The following is a 20,371-nucleotide window of genomic DNA, read 5'->3' as shown; positions in this document are numbered from 1 at the left end:
ATGTAAAGCCGACTTTGTCTACGTACGGGCAAAGCTTGCTGGAAAGGCCGAACATTTATGCCTTGCCGCAGCCCGGGCAGGAATCACCCGCTGATCAACAACAATTGTCCGCAGAAACACATTACCGGCTTGCCGGTACCGGCCTGATTTTTACAATGGCCGGGACGCTCTGGCGTTCCTTGTTCTCATCCCAGACAAGGCTGCTATCAGGCAGTTCAAGCCCCTGCAGCGACCTCTTCTGCAGGGGCTTTTTTTCGCCTCCCGAAAAAAACAGGCGACCGCTAGACCCTGTCCTTCCAGCGCCCAAGTTCCCACGAAGGCAGGCCCCGCAGGTCACCGACCTTGGCGCTCTGGAATTCCGCGAGCACGGGTTTCGCGCCCAGCCTGTCATAGGCCTGCTTGACCAGCGGCGCGGTCTTGACAAACACGCCCTTGACCTGCGCCCAGCTCAGCGGCTCCGCGATGATCTTGGCGCCCGCAATCATCTTGGACGTCGCCAGCAGAGACAGCGCATCGCCTTCGGTCGACCAGGCCCAGCCGCGGCGAAACACCACCTCGTCGCGGACCACCTTGGCGCCGTCCGCGGGGGACAAACCCCAGTAGGACTTCACCAACTGCGACACGGCCGCCGGCTCCGACTCGCTGAGCACAGCCACCGCCTCCTGCTGCGCCATCAAAAAAGCCAGCACGAGGTTGGGGTGTTTTTCCAGCAGGCTGTTGTGCACGATGCGAAACGACCGGTGCAGGTAGTAGCCGTCCGGATAAAAAGGCGAGTTCTTCACCGAAGGCAACAGGATGCCAGCACCCTTGCCTTCCGGCCCGTCGTAATGCGACTCCGTATAACCGTAGGAATTCATGATCGCCACCGTGCCCGTCGCCTGCGCCTTCAAAAAGGCCGGGTAGACGGCCAGCGTGGCATCCATTCCCGCCGGCACCTGCGCCGCCTCGGGCAGCGTCGATATGTGCACCATACGGATGCCATGGGCCGCCGGGTCCGGGTTGCCCAGCTCATAACGCAGGATCTGCGTGAAGGCGTTGTACGGGTCAGCACCCATCAGCGTGCCCACCGTCTTGCCCTTGAGGTCCTGCACATTGCGGATGGGTGAATCCTTGCGCGTGCACAGCAAAAAGCGCAGCCGCCCCTCCGCTACCGACACAAGGCTGAAAGGATGCTGCGCCACGATGGCGCGTATCGTCGGCGTGTTGCCCCACATCGCCATGTCGAGCTGGCCCGCGGCCAGGGCCTCCACCTGCGGCGCGGCCGCCGGGTAGCTGCGGTAGTCCACCGTCAGGTCGTAGCCGAACTCCGCCGCGTGTTTTTCAATCAGCCGCTTGCCTATCATGTACTGCGTGACCGGTGAGTTGCCCGCCGCCCAGGGCACCCAGCCGTAAGACAGGGTGAAAGGCCTGCCCGCCTGCGCGCGCGCCACGCCCCCAATGCCCACAACCCCAAGCGAGGCGGCCAGGCCCGCGCCCCGGCGCAGCCAGTGCCTGCGCGTCAATATCGATGATCCGCCGTTCATGGGAGACCTCTCTTTCAGCCTGAAGAACAAGACGCGCGGCGAGCTTAGGCAGCCTCCGCCGCCGCACCCAGCCGGCCCGGTTTCGTATCCGGTTCGTGCACCACCCGCTCCAGCAGTTCATACACCTCCTGCAGCTCGCCGCGCGGGCCCAGCGGTACCGTTGCCGCCAGCCGGAAGCGAAAATAGCGCGCCGCCGCCAGCGCCACCGAGCGGCTGGCCGCTATGTTCAGGCCCAGCGCGTTCGCCTGCCGTGCCAACGCGCGCGCGTTGTCCAGCGGCGCGCCCACCGCGGTGAAGGTCAGGTGGTCCCAGGTGCCGAAGTTGCCCACCGTGGCACTGCCGAAATCCAGGCCGAAGCGCGGCGGCTTCACCGGCGCATCCAGCCCCTCGGCCAGCGCCTGCATGGAATCCACCGCGCGCAAAGCCGCCTCGCAGGCATAACCCGCCGGATTCGAGACATTCAGCGGCGTGTTCCACAGCGCCACCGCCGTGCAGCTTTCATAGCGGTCCATCATGCCCTTGCCCTGCGCCACCTCCACCGCGAAGATCTGCAAATAATGTTCGGCATGCGGCGACCAGGTCACCGCCGTCGCGTGATGTTCATCCAGCGCCGCGCACAGCACCGCCAGCTCGCGCTGCTCCACCCCCGCCTGCGGCGTCAGGCGGTTGGCGATGAAATGCTTCACCAGCGGCCGCGGCACGTAGCGCGAGAAACCCTGCAGCGCGATGCGCGCCAGCGCCAGCGATTCCTGCAGGCGGCGCACTTCAGAAATGTCGCTGTCCTGCGGGATGTCGCTGTCGAACTCGAACTCCCGGATGTGCTTGGCCGAACGCACCAGGTTCATCAAGGGCCTCGCCAGCCGGTTCGCCATCCAGAACAGCATGGGCAGCAGCATCAGCAGCCCGGCCACACCCACCCCCAGCAGCATCCAGCGCATGCGCCGCACCTGCGCCAGCAAGAGGTTCTGGTCCGACACCAGCGCCACATAGGCCTTGTGGCTGAACACGCCCTCCATCGGCATCACCACCGCCGCGAAGCGCTGGCCCCCCGCACCTTCCAGCGAATGGATGGGCGTGTCCTGCGGCGAGCCATCCGTCACCAGCTTGTGCAGCGAGCCGTACAGCGGGTCGCTCAAGGCCGACAGGCTCACCGGCGTGCCCGAACCCAGCAGGCGGCGCAACCGGTCTGCCTGCGACCATCCCCAGACACGGCCCTGCGCATCGAACAGGATCAGCTCGGCCCGGCTTTCCTCGCCCCGCGCATGCAAAAAATCCGACAAGCCCCCGACCGTGAACATCGCCGCGGCCACACCGCCGCGTGGGCCGCTCAGCGGGCGTGATAGCGCCATGCCGAACTCCTCCGGCACCTTCAGCACAAAAGGATCGGTCGCCTGGAAAGTGCCCAGGTTCAGGTCGCTCGCCCCCTGGTACCAGGGACGGGTGCGCGGGTCGTAGCGTTCGCCCCAGGGCCGCCGCTCGCTCGCGATCGCCGTCATCTGCTGGTCGTAGAACACCCATTGCTCGACCCGCTTTTGCTTCTCGTCCACGCGTATGGTCTGCAGCGCGAAACGCGCCTCCGGCAGCGACCTGGACCAGGCCCGGTCACGCGCCGTGCGCAGCACCATGCTTTGCTGGAAACTGCCGTCCGGGTAACCGAACACCAGCGAACCGATCTGCGGATAGCGTTGCTGCATCGACATCTGCATGCGCAGCACGGAAATGTCGTTGTCGCCTTCCAGCCCCGCATGCGGGTCGTTAGACGTCGCCTCCAGCCAGGCCCGCGCCGGCTCCTGGAAACGCAGCAGCTGCTCCTGCGTGCGCCGGCCCAGCTGCTCCAGCTCACGCTGTGCGCCGTCGAACACGATGCGGCTGGCCGCCAGCTCCGCCAGCGCCATCAGCGCCACGACCAATACAGTGACCAGCGCGGCATAGGTCCAGAACAGGTGGGCCCGAATCGACCTGGCGTGAAAGCTCAGCATCTTCATCACCGTTGTCTCCCTGCGGTGCGTGTTTGCACTGCAAGATACGCCTCGCTAATGGCTTTGACAAGGTGATTGATACTGCCTTTCGGGCGTGTGGCTCGGCCTGAACAGTTTGTGACGTTTGTCAGGAGATTGGGTGCAGCGGCGTCTCCTATAAATAGAGGAGTCGGTGTCATTCACGGAATGGCCCCTGTTCGGCGTGTGCCGGCCTGAATGGGGGCTGCGCTTCAGGACAGCGCCATATTGAAGGACTTCAATCGGCGCTTCACCTGGAACAGGTGCGCTAACTTAATGTCACAAATCCCCGCGCCTTTTGGTGCGCAGATATCGCGTTGAACATTCAGTCGCCAATGAGCGGCTGTGGTTGAGAACGGAATCCATGACTTTGTTATAGGTTTGTTGTCCGACAGATATCCGTCTAAATTTTTAGCGACGAAACTCAATCAACAGACCTACCGGAAAACCCGGCCTGAGCCAGTGCGTCCATGATTTTTTGCTGCTTTTTATTCCGCTTCTTGTTCTTGAAGCTTGCCTCAAATTCAAGCTCTTCTTCTAGCGTATTCCATTGTCTGGCCTCACACAATTCGCTACTCGCCATGATTGGGCACCAGCCAATCGTACTTTCGAAGAAGGATAAATCCTCAATCTCAAAAACATGTTCTCCCGCTCTTTTAAGCGTGACCATGCCGAAACAGCAATGCGTGTATTCGCCGCCAGCACCTGCAGGCGCGCGGTCATCAATCACTTTTTGAGTCCAGCCCTCTACATCCCCTGTAGCCTGCGGCAATGGATCTTGAAACAGCAGCTGAAACGAAACGCCGTTAACTCGACAGACGCAAGGGATATTCTTTTGCTCAAGCAAGCTCTGTACGACGAGGTTGTCCGGCAATTGGATTTTTAGCAGCATATCTATTTCCCTGGTGTTGCTGGTGCCGGGCCGACTTTGGCACGATAACCTCACCCGCTAAACTTTTGTTATACGCGGAGACTACATTCGCCACGAACAATCAAAAGGTGATTGGCAACCTCACTTCGTGGCCATCAACCATCTCCCAAGTGATACTCGAAAGTACTTTTACTGCGTCGGCCCTACGTGTTGAAGCGTCGAGCATCAAAGCGTCGAACTCTGCAGGACACATCATCCGTCGGATGCCCCCGCTGTCCAGCAACTCGACCTGATGAACCGTAAGTACTTGATCAATTAAGACGCGATAGGTCGCTGTTTTGGCGTCCGAAGATAGTTCGATAGAAATAAGCTGCACAGCGGTTTACTCCTTGAAGACGTTGTAGCCGTTTCACCTATTTTTAAAGTCAGTGACTGTCATGGTTTACACCAAGCCTCCGCCAGCGTATCGGTTCAATACCGAGGAGGCCGAGACGGACGCCATCGCCAAATACGACGTCAAGATCGCTGCGCTGGAGCGAAAAGAACGGTCAAGAAGTCTGTTGCCATCTTGGCTCCCCTAAGGGAATAGAACATCATTCCTGACGTACGTAGGTTGTATAACCAGACTCACCTTTTAAATGCAACCTGTCGCATTGCGGACATCGCAGCACATTGATACTGCCGGCATCGACCATTTCATAGTATTTTTCCGGTGTCGGCTTGTCTGGCGAAGCCAGCACATCTCCGATGTTTTCAATGTTCTGTTGAGAAATGAGCTTCAACTCAAAGTCAGACCATCCCGTTGAAAGGTTCATCACATGGCCGCAATGGCAGGAGTATTTCGGCATATCGATTCCCTATATTGGCCTTGTTAATAAGCTCAAAGCAACGGGAACTTTATATTTCATTGCTTGACTTGGTTCGCGTTGATCGTGCAGCGGAATCGCGTCGACTTATACCAACGAGTGTTCAGCTGAGAGTTCTTAAATCGACTTTCCATTTTTCGTCGGTATGGGCGAGACTCGCTGCTGCTTGATCGCGTTAACGAGACCTATACGATCCCTCGCATCTCGCAACATCCCTGCTTTCGACGGGCTTTCCATTCTTTAAGGTTATGGACAACTTGCAGGCTCTGGCGCCAGCCGACTCCAACTTGACAAGGTATTTCTCTCCCGCTTTCGGCACGATGGATTTTGTTATCGATGGGCAGCTGGAGCCCGGGTAGTACGTTGTTGCAATCAACGCACCCGAGTTGATGGATGAAGACTCAGGACGAATTGCCCAGCTCCCGGAGATCAAGATTTCCTTCTCAGGCGGTGCCGATATCTTCCAGATGCTCTTGTCATCTTTATCTCGAAGATAGGAATCCTGGTGCTGCAAGTAAGCGACCCTGTCGAAGTCTCGGCATAGATTGGATGACGTGTTTGCTCGCTTTGCCATGAAATAGGTATTTACGCTGAACTCGGATTGAAACTCAAATTCCGGATCGTCTGGCGATGCAGCTACATAGTTGTAGCTGGGCTTGGGGTAGGTAGTGCAGGCTGCGAGCAGCGCGACCAATGCAAGCGCCGAAAGTTTTTTGGCACTGTTCCTGATTTTTCTCTTCATTGTCATTTTTCCTTTTCGGTTACTTTGTGATTCTGTCCAAAAAACATATCGTCTCTTTACAGCCTGGGCAGGTTGCAGAAAACGAAGTCCATGAGTTTGTCAAAGGAGGATCCATGTATGGGCGGCGGGCGCGGAGCGGGTGGAGGTTTGGGAATTGGATATTTGAGCGCCAGCTTCTGCAACTCATAGTCGCTGTTTGCCTGGGTCTTGAGCTCCTCTGGCAGCAACGCAATGCGGCGCTCGATATAAGGCTCATAGAGTTCGCCAATCACTTCCTTCAGATTCTCTGGTTCATAGAGTTCCGGTAAAAAGCGGTCCGCCATTTCCCACACTCCCCGCAAGCGGGTATAGATGATGGGTTGCCCGCGATTTCCGTGCTCCCAACCCCATGTTCCGGGCTTTGCCTCGTCAAAACATTGAACATATTTTTCGACCCAAATTTCGACACCTGCCGGATTCTCCAGCCCGTACCTGGCCAGCAGGAGTTGCGTCCATTTGTATGGCAAGAATCTTCCCGCGAGACCGTTCAGTTTGCTTGCATCCAACAACGTCGCATAGATAATGGCATCGTCTCCGTGCTCACATCGTTTGATGTCGGATATCTTTCTTTGAGGACCGACATAACCTTCGCCGGTTTCAATTTCCAGGGCCTCCCAAGTGGTCTTGCCAACCGCGAAATATCTTTGCCCCATCACTCCTCCATTTTTCGCGTTGAATCAAGACGACAAATGAAGCCAATCCTCCCCTGATTCAATTTTCTCTTTTACTGCAGCCAAGTCGTCAATCACGCCATGATCGTTATCTATCAAAACCTGACCGGGAGGATGCAAATTATTGATGAAATTGTTTGAAAAACTAACTTCACCATCCCGTCCTTCAATTAAATAAAACGACGGATTGCCAATTCGACTTTTTATGTCCTCTAACTCATCAACTTCATAGTCATGTTGAATATTCTCAATCGGCTGAAAAGCGATCCATCCATCTTTCATGCCACCTGTGCTTTCAACAACAAACCTACGCCCCATCTCTCTTCTCGGTGACCCCATCGCAGAGAAGACCTGATGAACGCTGTCATCAATGCTATCGATGTCTGAGATGATTAAAAAGCTGAACATATTACAAACCCTTTGACCTGATGTATGCGAGAAGGTCGTCCAAATTCCTGAATACCTTTGTTCCTAAGCCCTGTATACCCTTAACTACTGATGGCTTCAGATCTGGACCGTACACGATCACTTCACCAGAATCTCCAATTATCTTGGTTTGGTTAGCGACTTGAGTTGTTGCACCCTTTCCGCCACCAGATTTCACTTCGATCACATCCCCATTTTTCAACAGAATGTCCGCATCGGACGACATACCGATCCCAGGGTTTTTTATGGGAACGTTTACATCTTTAACAGCTCCTGGCAAGAGTCGATCAATGGTCGTTGCCGTCTGTCCAACCATTGGGTCGTTCGAGGCAAAGACCCTCGGCTCACCACTATTCGCCCCATTCGTTATGCCACGACCATTCCCTCGGGTTGGCAATACCGCACCTGGAGTGGTTATCAACGCTGCACCGTTCTGGGCATTTTCTCCCAGACCCATAGCCAGCAACGTCGCGACGTCGACCAGGAATCGAGGGTCATTTGTTTTCCCCTTGAGACTGGTGATTGCCGTAAATAGGGGAAGCGCCGCGTAACGTGTTCCGGCACGACACGCGTCATCTTGGCACGCGTGATACTGATAGGCAATATCCTGCCGGTAAAGGCTTAGCTCCTTAAGCGCATCCTGAGAGCAGCGCAAGTCAATGCAACTGTTCGCGGACCTGACGATATTTTCAAGCGCAATGTTGAACTCTGAACGGTCACTCGCGATGCGTGTGTACTGATGGTCAACTTGCTCCCGGCAAACACTGCTGCTGCCGCACGCAGAAGTGGCCTGGGCTTTTTTCAGCAGTTCAGGCACGGTGAGGCCGTAATGCCCACTACGGACGTCACCAGCATTAATGGCGTCGATCCGCTGGTCGAACGCCGTGTAGGTAAACAAATCAGCCGTCTGTGAAGCCGCAAGCAAAGCCAGAGCCTCTGTATATTTGCCGTCGGTGTTTTTAAACACCTCTTGCTCTATCGCCAGCAACTGGTCCCTGGCCGGATCGCCGGCTGCTTTGCCAGCGGCGCATTTCGCTATGACGCAGGCGACATCAGTAAGATTTTTCTCAAGCTCGAAGTTACCTTTCGCCAACTCCTTGATCTTGGCTTTCTCGTTCTCATGCAACAACCGGTTATTGACCGTGGCGTTGTTGGCAATCACAGCGCCTGAACCGGCTGCGCCGGCACCTCCCGTCGCCGCGCCAGTCGCAGCGCCTGCCAACGTTGAACTCGCGATCAGTAAGGTGTTGAATTCCTGGTTGGGCGTGCCGTCCTGGTTGTAGCGTGCGATTCCCTGTTCTTTCAGATAGGCCTCGATGATCGGCAACAGTTGCTCGTTCAGAGCGCCGGCAAGCGCCCCGCTCATCGCGCTGGTCCCCGCCACCTTGGCCTGTATCACCCCGGCCATTCCATGCAGCACGGTCTTCTGCCAGCTGCCTTCCGGCCAGTCATTCTTCAGCGCCAGATCGCCAATGGCGTTGGTGATGACGGCACCGATGTATTGAGCAGCCTGGGCATTCCCTTTGGCTTTTTGCTGCTGAGCCTGCAGCTCCTGCGCTTGCTGCAGGGTCAAGGTATTCTTCAGGCTGCCGTTGGCCGTTGACGCGTCGCGGCTTGTCAGCGTAGCAACGTTCTCTTCGCTTTGCCTGTCTCCTCCCGTGATGGTCACCTGCGCCGGGCTGATCACGCTTTGCGTCACGCCGCTCTGGCTCCCGCTTTCGGGCAGGCCGGTGTTGCCCATGGCGTTGGCGAGCAGGTTGTTGGTGAGGTTGCTCGCCAGGTTGGAGGCCATGCTGGCGCCGCTGCTGAAGCTCAGGCTGGCGCTTTCGCTGCTGGCGCTGGTATCCCGCCGGTTCTGCAGATCGCTGTAGGTCAGCGAAGAGGTGCTCAAGGTGTTCTTGCTCTTGTCGGCCTCACTGGTGATGGCTGCGCCTTTGAGGTCGGTGGCGCCGGCCACTTTGATGTCGAAACCGCCAGTGCCCGCAGCGATGCCGCTCTGGCCGACTGCGCTCAGGTAGTTGTGGTCGACTTGCTGCTTGCTGGCGCTCAAATTTCCGCTGACGGTCGTGCCATAGCAGAACGGCGGGATGCACAGGCTCAGGCCGAAGCCTCCGGTGGTTTGCTTGCTTGCGTAGTTGCTGCTGTCTTGCAGTGTCTCGATGTTGAGTTTGCCGCCGACATCCATCTCCACGGTCTTGCCGGCGAGCTGCGCGCCTATCAGGCTGGTGTCGTTGCCGCTCTTGACGCTGAGCTTGTTGGTCGCCGTGACCTGGGTATTGTCATAGGTGGTTTCACTGCCGTCGGCGCGGCCTTTGCCGTTGCTCGCACCAATCTGGAAGCTGATGCCGCTTTGTTCACCGAAACCGAATGTCACGCCAATGCCGGCCGAGCTTGAGTTGTTTTTGCTCTGAATTTCCGCGGTGTTCTGTGCGGCGATCAGGTTGACATCCTTGGCGGCGTCGAGCGCAATGTTTTGCGCCTGCAACTTGGCGCCGACCATATTGATATCGCTCTCGGTGGCCTTGATATCGATGTTCTGGGCCTGAAGGTTCGTGCCACGCTGCTGGGTGCTGCTCTGGCGGCTGTCCTGGCTGCTGCTGCTGGTACCCAGGCTCACACTGACCCCAAAAGCACTGTTTGCGGGATCGCTGGCACCACCGGGCTGGATTTTGTCGGCACTCGCCTTGGCGCTCGCATTGATCCCGCCGACATTCAGGGCCGATGGATCAGATGCCAGCTTGTAGGCGTCGTAGCCGGCCTTGAGCGCGGCGGCGCCCTGCAGCCGGCTGTTGTCGCCCTGGCGGGCCTGCTGCGCCAAGTCTGCGATTTGCGTGATCTTGCTGCCGATCACCCCTGTGAGCTGGCTGCCTATGGCCAGGCTTTTGCTCTCGGCGTGGAACTGGCTGCTGCTGCTGTTGGCTGCGGCCTGCAGGTCGACCTTGTTGGCACTCAGCTTGATGGTGTCGCCGGCCAGCAGGTCGGCGCCTTGCGTCGTGAGATTGCCTTGGCCGGTGTTCTTGTATTGGGCGTCTGTGCCGGCTGTCAGCGTGAGGTTGGCAGTTCAATCTCCATCACGCTATCAAGCCGCTTTGGCATTTCCAGAAACATCTTCCAGGCGATTAAGGCTGTCTTGACTTCTGCAAGACTACATTTCCAAACTGGCCAGTCTGGGTGATCGTTCGCAGCTTGTAGTTCAAAGTCCACATGATCTCGATAGATAGTGACGAACCACGCATTTCCGCCACCATAAGCTAGTTCCCTCTCGCCGCGTTCCAACTGCTCGATTTGCGCAAGTATGCTGGAACATCCCTGGATGGTGTCCACATCAAAATTTAACCAAGCACACAGATATTTAACGTAGGGATCGCTCGATTCAGCAGTGCCTCGAATGAAAGCACGCGGTAGCAAGAAATCCTCATCTCCAGGAAATGGGAGATATCTATAAGAAAGGCGCGTCTTACTCATTATTTTGGACCTTGATACACGGGGTAAACGGTCGTATTTGGCTGAATGTAGCCTTGTACCTTGACTCCAGAAGCCGTAGTACCCAGCCAAATATTGGAGTTTGTTGGATCAATTTTCCTATTTGCCCAAGCACCATCTATTTCAACCTTGATCCTATCCGCAGTCCAATTTTTTGGAAACATCGTATGGCCATTTGAGCCCAATGACTTATCGATCCATTGCCCGAGATTTTTGGGATCCGGCATCTGCGGCTCGGCTTTGTAAACACCTGCCACATCCGGCGCGGTTTCCGTCCCTGGCTTGATCCTCACATCGCCATTCAGCAAGCTGTGTCCGCCCGTAGGCAATCCATTTTTGTTGTAATCCGCTCCAATCACGTGATCAAAGTCCACCGGCGCGGTGACATTATTGACTTTTAACGCCGCTGCTTTGTTGGCAGCAGCATTCAGCACTTCCCCTGCTGGCTTGTTGGTCACATCAGGCCCATTGGGGTTCCCCCCAATTCGCAGCAGTGCATCTATCTCGGCCTGCAACTTTCCGGGCGCGACATCTGACCCGTTAACAGCTGATTTTCCTGCACCCACCAACTTTCCACCCCCCGACAGGGCGCTTCCGATACCGGCCACAGCCATGCCCGTGGTCGCAGCCACTCGCCGGAGCAGCTCCGTCTGCTCATCGGCTGTCAAACCAAACTGTTGCTGCTTGACGAATAGTTCGTCCGTGCGCAGGGAGTTCCAATCGTTCAGATTACGCTGGGCGTCTTTGATCTGCGCGTCGAGCGCTGCTTTCTCTGTCGCGGTCGTAGCGCCTGCCGATTTTTTCTGAAGATTGGTAAGATCAGCTTGAAGACCCACCCAGTCGGTCTCACTTTCCTTCAGCTTGGCGTCGCACTGCGCTTTGGTCCCATTCATGCATACATTGACGCGTTCAGTATCGTTTTTATCCGACAAGGCTTGGTACTGAGCTTCAATTTTGTCTCGGCAGACTTGTGTCGCGCAGCCAGCAAGTTTGGTGCGCTTTTCTTCCATCTCAGGGTGTTTGAGATAGTTATTCACGGTCGCTGAGTAGGCAATGCTGGCACCTGCTCCCGTCCCGATGGCAGCTCCCACCAATGTCGACCCCGCGGTAATCAGCGCATTGAACTCCGCACTGCCTTTGGGATAGCCTTGTGCCACCAGATAGTTTTCCAATTCGGGCAACAGTTTCTCGTTGAGCGCCCCGACCGCCGCCCCCGACAAGGCGCTGGTACCGGCCACCTTGGCCTGGATCAGCCCGGCCAAGCCGTGCAGGACGGTTTTCTCATTGCTGCCGTCCTTCCAGCCATACTTCACTCCCAGATCGCCAATGACGTTATTAAGGACGCTGCCAATGTACTGGGCGGCGATAGCGTTTTCTTGTGCCTTGCGTTGCTGGGCCTGTAGCTCCTGCGCCTGCTGCAGCGTCAGCGTGTTTTTCAGACTGCCGTTGGCGCCGCCGCTATCGCGCCCCGTCAGGGTGGCCACGTTGCCTGCGCTGCTGCTGTCTTTGGCGGCGTCGCCCGTGCCGGTGATGGTGACGGTTGCCGGGCTTATCACGCTCTGGGTCTCGCTGCTTTGGCTACCGTTTTCTGGCAAGCCGCTGCCGCCCAGGGCATTGCCCAGCAGGTTGTTCGTCAGGTTGCTGGCCAGCGTACTGACCATGGTGCCGCCGCCATAACCCACACTAACGCTGGAGCTGCTGGCGCTGGTGTTTTGCTGATTGTTCAGGTCGCTGTAGGTCAGCGCCGAGGTGGTCAGGGTGTTCTTGCTCTTGTCGGCTTCGCTGGTGATGGCGGCGCCTTTTAAATCGGTTGCGCCTGCCACCTTGATGTCAAAGCCTCCTGTGCCGGCGGCGATGCCGCTTTGCCCCGTCGTGCTTTGATAGTTGTGGTCGATCTGCTGCTTGCTAGCGCTGACGTTGCCTGTCACGGCCGTGCCGTAGCAGAACGGCGGGATGCACAGGCTCAGCCCGAAGCCACCGGTGGTTTGTTTGCTTTCGTAGTTGCTGCTATCTTGCAGGCTCTGGATGTTGAGCTGGCCGCCCACGTCAGCGGTGACGGTCTTGCCTGCAACCTGAGCGCCGATCAGGTTGGAGTCGTTGCCGCTCTTGAGGGTCAGGTTGTTGGCGGCCGTAACTTGGGTGTTGTCATAAGTGGTCTCGCTGCCGTTGCTCCGGCCTTTGGCATTGTTGGCGCCGATCTGGAAGCTGATACCGTTTTGCTCGCCAAGTCCGAAGGTAACGCCCACGCCGGCTGAGCTGGCGCTGTTGTGGCTTTGCAGCTGCGTGGTGTTTTGCGCAGCAAGCAGGTTGAGGTTTTTGGCAGCGTCCAGCACGATGTCCTTGGCCTGGAGCTTCGCACCGGTCATGCTGATATCGCCTTCCAGGGACTTGATCTCAATGCTCGTGGCCTGGATGTTGGTGCCGCGTTGCTCGGTGCTGCTCTGGCGACTGTCCTGGCTGCTTTTGCTCGTGCCCAAGGTCACACTGACGCCGATGGCAGATTGACTGGGGTCGCCCTGTCCGGCGCTGCCGCCGTTGGCGATGGCGCTTTTGTCGTTAGCAGCATTGATCGCATTGATCTTTTCCGGGTTGACCTCGGGGAGCAGCTTGTAGGCGTCGTAGCCGGCCTTCAGCGCGGCCGCGCCTTGCAGACGGCTGTTGTCACCTTGAGTGGATTGGTTGGCCAAGTCCCCAATGCGGGTGATCTGGCTGCCCACCACACCAGCTAGCTGGGCGCCCAGAGTCACGCTTTTGCTTTCAGCATGAAACTGACTGCTGGTATTACCCGTGGCGGCGTGCAGATCTACCTGGTTGGCGGTGAGCTTGACCGCGTCTTTGGCCAGCAGGTCTGCACCCTGACTGGTGATGTTGCCCTGGCCAGTGTTGTTGTATTGGGCATTGGTACCGGCGGTGAGCGTCAGGTTGCCGCTGTTGGCGCTGATCAGGCTTGTGGCCGAGGTGTTGCGGTTACCGTCGGCGTCTTGCAGGGCGCTCGTCTTACCGAAGGCGGTGAATCGTCCGCTCAGGCCGGGCGTGATGCCGAAACTCGTGGAGCTGCTGTGGGCATCGCTCTGACTGTTCTCGGTATTGGTGGCGGCCAGCACGTTGATGTTGCGGCCGGCACTGATCGTCACGTCCCGGTCTGCCAGCACGGCGCTGGCAGACACGGTGGCGTCGCGGCCAGCGGCAACGGTGACATTCGCGCCGCTGACGGTGCTGCCCACCTGGATGACCTGTTGTTGCGCCTGGCTTTGGTCTTGCGCGCCCTTGCCGTAGCTGATACCGCCCATCAAACTGCCGGAAAAGCCACTTTTCGTTTCTTCGCGGAAGGTGCTTTGACTTACGCTGCTCGCGGCGGCCTCTATGGTGACGTTGTTGGCGGCCGCCAAAGTGGTCTGGCCGTTGCTCGTCACTGAGCTACCACGCGCCGTCAGATCGTTGCCCGCTGTGATGCTGACGGCGTTGCCGCTGAGGCTGCTGCCAATTGCCACGTTGGAGCTACCCGTGTCGTGCCCCGTCTGGCTCTTGCTGCTGAGAAAGCCGCTGCTTTTGGTCTGGTTGAAGAGATCGAACTCGCCCTTCTCGCGCGCTTCCACGATGTTAACGTTGTTGGCGGCCACCACGTTGAGCTGGCCGGTGACGGCATTGACGCTCGAGCCTTGCACGGTGATGTTGCCCTTGCTTCCATCTGGGGCGGTCTGCAGGGCAGCGAGCGTGACGTTGCCGCCGGCCAGCAGCTTGCTGCCGACCACGCGCTCCTGCGCGGTGTGGTCGTTGCGCACATAACCCTTGGCGCGCATGTTTTCGTCGAGCTGGGTGGTGTCGGTGGCAGCGACGATGTTGAGGTTGCCGCCGCTGATGACGCTCAGGTCCTGGCCCACGCCAATCTGGGCCGCCCTGAGGGTGGTGTCCGCACCGGACGACAAGGCCAGGCTGCCGCCAGTTTGCAAAGTGCTGCCCAGGTTGGCGGTGCCCTGCGTGCGGCGCACGCCCATGTTGCTCACATCTTGCGTGCTCTGCTGGGTCTGAAGGGTGTCCACCACCAAGTTTGCGCCTGCGCTCAGGCTGGCATTGCCTTGCGCGGAAACCAGCGCGCCGGCCAGCGTGATGTCGCGACCGGCATTGATCAGCAGGTCACCTCTTGAGACGACACTACCTTGCGGCCCGACTTCGGTGTTGCTGCCGCTGACGTTGCCGGCCACGGTCTGGCGACTGGCACTGAACTGGCGTGTGACGGCATCGATCTGGATGTCACGGGCGGCATCGAGCCGCACACTATTGCCGCTGATCATGCCGGAGCGGTTGATGATGTCGGTGTCGGAAATGACGGTGGTGCTGCCGCGGCTGGCGTCGATCAGCCCCAGCTCATTGGTGATTTTGTTGGCCGCCAGCAGGATGCTGTCCTGGGCCTGCAGGGCGCCGCGGTTGGTCAGGTCACCCTTGGCGGTGATGCTGACGCTCTTGCCGGAAATGAGGGCGCCGGTGGGATGCAGGTCGGCCGTGTGCACCCGGCTCAGGTAGACCACAGGCACCAATGCCTTGGTGGTCCGGCCGTCGGTAAACGTGACATCCTGCTCGACCAGCCAGACCATGTCGCTGGTCAGGTTGGCCACCTGCTCGGCCGTCAACGCAATGCCGGGTCGCAGGCTCCACTGCTGCGCCACGGTGACAGCGCTGGCCATCAAGGCCTGGTACTGCGCTTCCTCGCTGGCATAGCCATCCAGGAAGCGGCGGCCCGTAAGCTGGCCGACCTGGTCGCGGATCAGCTTTTGTTCAAAGAAACCGTCACCCAGCCGTTTCTGGAGGGTAGCCGGGTCGTAGCTCAGGGCGCTGAGCATGTAGTCGCTCGACAGCCACTGCCGGTAGCTGGTGAAGCGCGGGTCGCTTTCAATCAGGTAGGTCAGGCTGAGGTTGCGCGGTGGCGGAATCGTCAAGGTGCCCGGAAGGCCAGGGACAACGCCTGCCGCGGCGGACAGCGAAGCCAGGGATGGCAAGATAAATGCTGTTCCCGCCGGCCCGGGTGTGGCCGCGCCGCTCGCATTGGATTGGCCCGGCAAGGCATTGGTGTTGACCACCGAGCCTGCATAGATCGCGAAGGTGCCTCCCGCGCTCATCGTGCCGCCGACCCGCCCTATCACGGCGGTGCTGGCCTGGGGCGCCAGGCTTTGGGTGGTGGACGCTCCAAAGTTGCGATTCCAGCGAAAGACGGAGTACTCGTCGACCAAAGTGTCGCGATTGAGCACCGCGCCGGTATTGGTGACGCTGGCGGTCTGGTAGCTGCCCAGCGGATCCGCATTGCCTATCGTCACATTGCCGCCGGCCATGATGCTGCCGTATTCATTGCGCAGGTTGCCGACGTTGCGCAGGATGAGGTTGTTGCCGACTAGCACCTTGGGCTCAGGCTGCAACACACCTTGAAGCTGTGTGTCAGTCACGGTAGTGGTGGTGGTGCGCTCGGTCTCCACCATCCACCCGCCTATGAACATGCCGGGCTTCTCGGCCTGGGGGTTGATATGGATGGCCGGGTCGTACCAGCTGAGGTCGGCATAACCGGCCGCGCAGAAGCCGGCAAAGTTGTCGATGTAGTTGCCGTATTCGCACATCCAGTAGCCGTTGCGCTTGACCAGGGTCTTCGTGCTGCTGCTGGTGGTCGTGGTGACTTGCGGCGCGGCGCGGGTGTTGACCAATGTTTCGGCGGCGATCTGCATGTCGCCATCGGCCTGCAGCAAAGATGTGTTGTTGTTGACCAGCGTCGTGCGGTTGAGCAAGGTGCCGTCGGCGTCTTTGCTGCTGTTGGCGGCAATCTCCATATCACCCAGGCTGTAGACGCTGGCGCCGCCGGTGTTGTTCAGCGTGTTGCTGACGTACAGGTTGACCTTGCTGGTGCCGGCGATCAAGGCGCTGGCGCCCTGGTTGTTCAGGGTCGTGGCGTTGACCGTCACGGTGTCGCCCACCATCCCGCCGCCGTTGTTGTTGACGGTGTTTGCCGTCACCGTCAGCGCATTGCCTTCGATGCGGCCGCCGGCCTGGTTATTGAGCGTGGCGGCCTGCACAGTGGTTTGCGCACCGGCGATCTGGCCCGTGTTGTCCAGGGTACCGGTAGCGCTGACGTCCAACTGGCCGGTGGCGATGATCCTGCTGCTATTGACGAGATTTTGCGAGGCGTTCACGCTGGCGGTGTTGCCTTCGAGGCGACCGGTACCGAGGTTGCTGATGCTTCCGCCTGCCACCGCCAGGTGCTGGCCGGCGGCGATCTGGCCGTCGGTGTTGTTCAGCTGGGTGGCGGCTGTGACGTTGGCGTTCTGCACGGCCGTGATCTGGCCTCGGGTGTTGGTGAGCACGGGGGCGCTAAGGGTGACGCTGCCGTTGCTGGTGATCTTGCCGTCAGTGTTGTTGAGGGAGCCGCTGGCGTTGATGCTGCCACTGCCGGTGCCGGTCTGGACGATCTGGCCGCCGATGTTGGAGACGTCCTGCGCCGTGATGTTGAGCTGGCCGGCGGATACCCGGGCGCTGTCGGTGCGCAGCGTTTGCGCGGTGGTAGCCGTCAGCGTGCCGGTCGCGGACACCGTGGCGCGGCTGGCGTCGATGTTGCCTGCGGTGGCGGTAAGGCTGAGGTTTTGCGACTGGACTTGGCCATCTGTCAGATCAACCTGGCTGGCCGAGATGCTGGCGTTGCCGCCTGCCACGTTCTGCCCCTTCAGGACCACCGCACCTTGAGCCGCCACATTCAGGTCACCCGTGGCGCTGAGGCTCCCATCGGGGTTCAGGCCTGAGGCCAGTACGGACCCGGCGGTCGATGTGATTTGCGCGCCTGCACCGGTGGCCTGCAAAGTCGTGTCGCCTTGCGCGGCAAGGATTCCCGTGTTGCTGATACCACCTTGGGCGTTGATGACGGTGTTGCCGTTGGCATAAACCGTTGCGTTGTTGGTGACCGCCCCTGTCGTTGTGATCTGCGCATTGCCTGCCGCTTGCAGAACGCCCTGGTTGGTCAGCCAGCCGTTGGACTGCATCACGAAGTCACCCGCGGTGGCTCTCACGGCACCGGCATTGCGCGTGCCCAGCCCGGCTTCGGTGCCGACCAGGTAGATTTTTCCGGCATACATGCCGCCCAGCGCGGCGATGTCCAGCATAAAGGCAGGCGCCGCGTCGGTGCCGGCAATCGGCGTCGCGACGTTGGGGTTGGCCGCATTGACCTCGTTTGCGCCGGTGGTGACGTTGAGCTGCTGGGCCCAGATGCCGGCGTTGACCTGAACGGCGCGCGCCAGGATGTCGGTGTAGCTGGCCGTGCGGGTGTCCAGGCCCAGGCCTTCGACTACAACGGTGCCACGCTGCACGCGGAAGCTGTCCAGGCTGCCGCCATTGGCGCCGTTGATCACCGGCACGCCTGTGGTCAGGGTCACCCTGTCCGCGTTGATGAAGCCACCGCCATTGACGGTGATACCGGCCGGGTTGGAAATGACGACGTCGGCGCGCTGGCCTGCGACTTCGACATACCCGCGCAGCTGGCTCGGATTGACGGAGTTGACCTCGTTAAGAATCACGCGGGCGCTGCCGCCGGCCAGCGCGGCATTGGCCGGCACCCAACCGCCCAATTGGGTTTGCACATTGGTGCGGCTGTTGTTGAGGATGGCACCCTGTGGGTTGACATCAAACTGGGTGTAGTTGTTGCGGCTGACACCGGCGGCGGAGGGCGCTGTGATGTTCACCAAGGGCACGCCGTTGGGTGCGGCCTGCAGGGTGGGACGCTGACTGCCCGGGGCGCTCGGGTTGGCAACGATCTGAGCCTGTGCCACCGTGAAAAGCACGCTGGCCGCGACAGCGCAGGCAGACAGCGCCGCTGTCAACTGGCCGCGCTTTGCATTAAAGACAATGCGGTTGGGATTCTTGTTCATGTCGTTGCTCGAGAAGGGAAACAGGGGAACCAGTGGTGCCGGTTAGAAGCTGTAGTTCAGGTTGAAGCCGACCGTGGTGCTGGCGGTGCGATAAAACTCGGGTTTGCGCACAGGTGCGCCGGCAAACAGCTCGTACTGCAGGCTCTTGACGCTGCCGCGCAGCCCAATGACCATGCCGGTGAGCCGCTTGCCCACCAGGAATTCGCTGCTGGGGCCGCTGACTTCACCATGGTCCAGGCCAAGGTAGATTTCCTGGCCCGAATCGCCTAGCGCCGCGCTGACCTCGTTGCGGATCAACCAGCCACGTTCGGCCGAGAGGCTGCTTTCGCCGTCAAAGCCGCGCACGGTGTAGCGCCCGCCAATGGCAAAGCGGTCTTGCGGCGTCAAGGGCGTGCGGTTCTGCTGCCAGCGCCAGCTGCCGGTGTAACGCAGCTTTTGATCGGCGATCTTGAACGGCCAGCTCAGGTTGGCATCGGCGGTGACCAGTGCAAAGCGGGAAGTCCCATCGCCGAAGGCCTCCTCCGGCGCCGGCTGGGAACCAAAAGCGCCGGTGCCGCGTTTGTAAGCGAGGTTGCCTTCCAGCGTGGCATTGCCGATGAATTCCTTGTGGCCCACACCAGACTCCCAGCCACCGACCACGCGGCGTTGGTTGACGATTTCGGTATCGTCAATGAAGTTGTTGGATTTACGCTGCCAGCCCTTGAAACTGATGGTGGTTTTGCGGCTGGCATCACGGTAGACCAGGCGCGACAGCTTGACTTCGGCGTTGTCGCTGGTGCCTCTGTAGACGATGTCGCCGTTCAGGCCCGCGACCGTCTGGAAGTAGCGGCTCTTGCTGGCGGTGATGCCCAGCGTCCAGTACCCCCAGGGCAGCGAATAGTGCAGCACCCCGGCGCGTGTACCGCGCTCACCGGCTTCTCCGCCGCCCATGTCATGGTTGAAGGTGGCATAGAACAAGTCATTGAGCGTCCACCAGTTGTCGTAGCTGAGGGTCACGCCGCCTTGGTATTTGCCCGTGCCTTTGGTGCCGCTGTCGTCGGCCGACAGGGACAAGCGGAACGGAAAGCCCTGCTTGTAGTTGATAACCACATCGTTCTGGTCTGGCTCTGCGTTATCGCCTGAGGCAGGTGCGATCTTGAAATCGGCTTGGGCTGTGGGGACGCGCTGGAAGTTTTCGAGCGCCTGTTCGAGGTCGCGCACGTTCAGGATATCGCCAGGTTTGGCCGGAACGGCGTTCCAGGCCGTCGCGCGCGGATCAACCGGCTCCGCAAAACGAATGGCATGGATGCGGCCGGGCAGAACAGTCAGCGCCAGCGTGCCCGAGTTCAGGTCTTGTGGCGCTATCAGCACCCGGCTGGTCACAAACCCTTTGGCAATCACGGCGTCATTGGCGCGTTTGAGCACCACGTCCATGGCTTTTGCACCCAGGCATTTGCCGACGGGCTCGTCATCCCCCGTGCTTCCGGCGAGTGCCTGGGTCAGCCAGGTAAAGCGAGCCAGGTCTTTTGCGACAGGGCTTTGTAACTGGATGTGGGTGATTCGAAAGCAAGGAGACCCGCCCTCTGGCAGGCGTTCGGTCGCAACGCTGGCCGGAGCTGGCAACCAGACATCCCGGCCACGCTCCTGCTGTTCGCGGATCTGTGTTTCCCGGTCTTGGGCGCGGCGCTGCTCCTGTTCGGCGCTGGTGAGCGGCGCGGGCTGAGCCCAAACTTGGCCGGCCAGCACGGCCACGGCCATGCCGACGCAGATTTTTCGTGCGCCGCCGTATGGTTTGATAAATTTTTTGGTGCGCGCTGGCACCTCCCCGAGTGATACACCCAAGTCATCGTGTGGCTTGGCCAATCACGCTCTCCCTGATTTC

12 protein-coding genes are annotated in these 20,371 nt (G+C 59.5%); 1 reads left to right on the top strand and 11 read right to left on the bottom strand.

Annotation, left to right across the window (positions count from 1 at the left end; all coding sequences use genetic code 11):
• Positions 1 to 281 precede the first annotated feature (281 nt).
• The 9 genes from AC1D0O_RS04415 to AC1D0O_RS04375 form a co-directional block, all read right to left on the bottom strand.
• The gene (locus tag AC1D0O_RS04415; protein ID WP_477652339.1) at positions 282 to 1,523 is read right to left on the bottom strand and encodes an ABC transporter substrate-binding protein; all 1,242 of its coding nucleotides are present in this window, start codon (positions 1,521 to 1,523) and stop codon (positions 282 to 284) included.
• A gap of 44 nt (positions 1,524 to 1,567) precedes the next feature.
• Positions 1,568 to 3,511: a hypothetical protein gene (locus AC1D0O_RS04410; protein ID WP_477652338.1), complete on the bottom strand. Its 1,944-nt coding sequence runs from the start codon at positions 3,509 to 3,511 to the stop codon at positions 1,568 to 1,570.
• Between the two features lie 433 nt (positions 3,512 to 3,944).
• Positions 3,945 to 4,412: a hypothetical protein gene (locus AC1D0O_RS04405; RefSeq protein ID WP_477652337.1), complete on the bottom strand. Its 468-nt coding sequence runs from the start codon at positions 4,410 to 4,412 to the stop codon at positions 3,945 to 3,947.
• A gap of 100 nt (positions 4,413 to 4,512) precedes the next feature.
• On the bottom strand, positions 4,513 to 4,767 hold the full coding sequence (locus AC1D0O_RS04400; RefSeq protein ID WP_477652336.1) for a hypothetical protein: 255 nt from the start codon (positions 4,765 to 4,767) through the stop codon (positions 4,513 to 4,515).
• 217 nt (positions 4,768 to 4,984) lie between these two features.
• On the bottom strand, positions 4,985 to 5,239 hold the full coding sequence (locus tag AC1D0O_RS04395) for a hypothetical protein (RefSeq protein WP_477652335.1): 255 nt from the start codon (positions 5,237 to 5,239) through the stop codon (positions 4,985 to 4,987).
• A gap of 193 nt (positions 5,240 to 5,432) precedes the next feature.
• A complete protein-coding gene (locus AC1D0O_RS04390) occupies positions 5,433 to 5,999 on the bottom strand; it encodes a hypothetical protein (protein WP_477652334.1) in 567 nt (188 codons plus the stop codon).
• A gap of 56 nt (positions 6,000 to 6,055) precedes the next feature.
• On the bottom strand, positions 6,056 to 6,691 hold the full coding sequence (locus AC1D0O_RS04385; protein ID WP_477652333.1) for a hypothetical protein: 636 nt from the start codon (positions 6,689 to 6,691) through the stop codon (positions 6,056 to 6,058).
• Between the two features lie 24 nt (positions 6,692 to 6,715).
• Positions 6,716 to 7,117 (bottom strand): hypothetical protein, encoded by a 402-nt coding sequence (locus AC1D0O_RS04380; protein ID WP_477652332.1) that lies wholly within the window; start codon positions 7,115 to 7,117, stop codon positions 6,716 to 6,718.
• 1 nt (position 7,118) lies between these two features.
• Positions 7,119 to 9,953: a hemagglutinin repeat-containing protein gene (locus tag AC1D0O_RS04375; protein WP_477652331.1), complete on the bottom strand. Its 2,835-nt coding sequence runs from the start codon at positions 9,951 to 9,953 to the stop codon at positions 7,119 to 7,121.
• 9 nt (positions 9,954 to 9,962) lie between these two features.
• Here AC1D0O_RS04375 and AC1D0O_RS04370 point away from each other — a divergent pair, with 9 nt between their 5' ends.
• Positions 9,963 to 10,310: a hypothetical protein gene (locus tag AC1D0O_RS04370; RefSeq protein WP_477652330.1), complete on the top strand. Its 348-nt coding sequence runs from the start codon at positions 9,963 to 9,965 to the stop codon at positions 10,308 to 10,310.
• Between the two features lie 289 nt (positions 10,311 to 10,599).
• Here AC1D0O_RS04370 and AC1D0O_RS04365 read toward each other — a convergent pair whose 3' ends face one another.
• Positions 10,600 to 18,510: a hemagglutinin repeat-containing protein gene (locus AC1D0O_RS04365; RefSeq protein WP_477652329.1), complete on the bottom strand. Its 7,911-nt coding sequence runs from the start codon at positions 18,508 to 18,510 to the stop codon at positions 10,600 to 10,602.
• 42 nt (positions 18,511 to 18,552) lie between these two features.
• Positions 18,553 to 20,247, bottom strand: coding sequence for a ShlB/FhaC/HecB family hemolysin secretion/activation protein (locus tag AC1D0O_RS04360; protein WP_477652801.1), 1,695 nt, complete (start codon positions 20,245 to 20,247; stop codon positions 18,553 to 18,555).
• Positions 20,248 to 20,371: the final 124 nt, after the last annotated feature.

Source organism: Polaromonas sp. P1_F2, from assembly GCF_056405735.1.
The sequence above is the reverse complement of the archived record's forward strand: the minus strand, read 5'-3'. Positions and strand labels throughout refer to the sequence as shown.

Excerpts from the sequence above, each read along its gene's own strand:
- AC1D0O_RS04380 (WP_477652332.1), bottom strand. The coding sequence starts at position 7,117 with ATGTTCAGCTTTTTAATCATCTCAGACATCGATAGCATTGATGACAGC.
- AC1D0O_RS04415 (WP_477652339.1), bottom strand. The coding sequence starts at position 1,523 with ATGAACGGCGGATCATCGATATTGACGCGCAGGCACTGGCTGCGCCGG.
- AC1D0O_RS04395 (WP_477652335.1), bottom strand. The coding sequence starts at position 5,239 with ATGCCGAAATACTCCTGCCATTGCGGCCATGTGATGAACCTTTCAACG.
- AC1D0O_RS04360 (WP_477652801.1), bottom strand. The coding sequence starts at position 20,247 with ATGGCCGTGGCCGTGCTGGCCGGCCAAGTTTGGGCTCAGCCCGCGCCG.
- AC1D0O_RS04365 (WP_477652329.1), bottom strand. The coding sequence starts at position 18,510 with ATGAACAAGAATCCCAACCGCATTGTCTTTAATGCAAAGCGCGGCCAG.
- AC1D0O_RS04405 (WP_477652337.1), bottom strand. The coding sequence starts at position 4,412 with ATGCTGCTAAAAATCCAATTGCCGGACAACCTCGTCGTACAGAGCTTG.
- AC1D0O_RS04390 (WP_477652334.1), bottom strand. The coding sequence starts at position 5,999 with ATGAAGAGAAAAATCAGGAACAGTGCCAAAAAACTTTCGGCGCTTGCA.
- AC1D0O_RS04385 (WP_477652333.1), bottom strand. The coding sequence starts at position 6,691 with ATGGGGCAAAGATATTTCGCGGTTGGCAAGACCACTTGGGAGGCCCTG.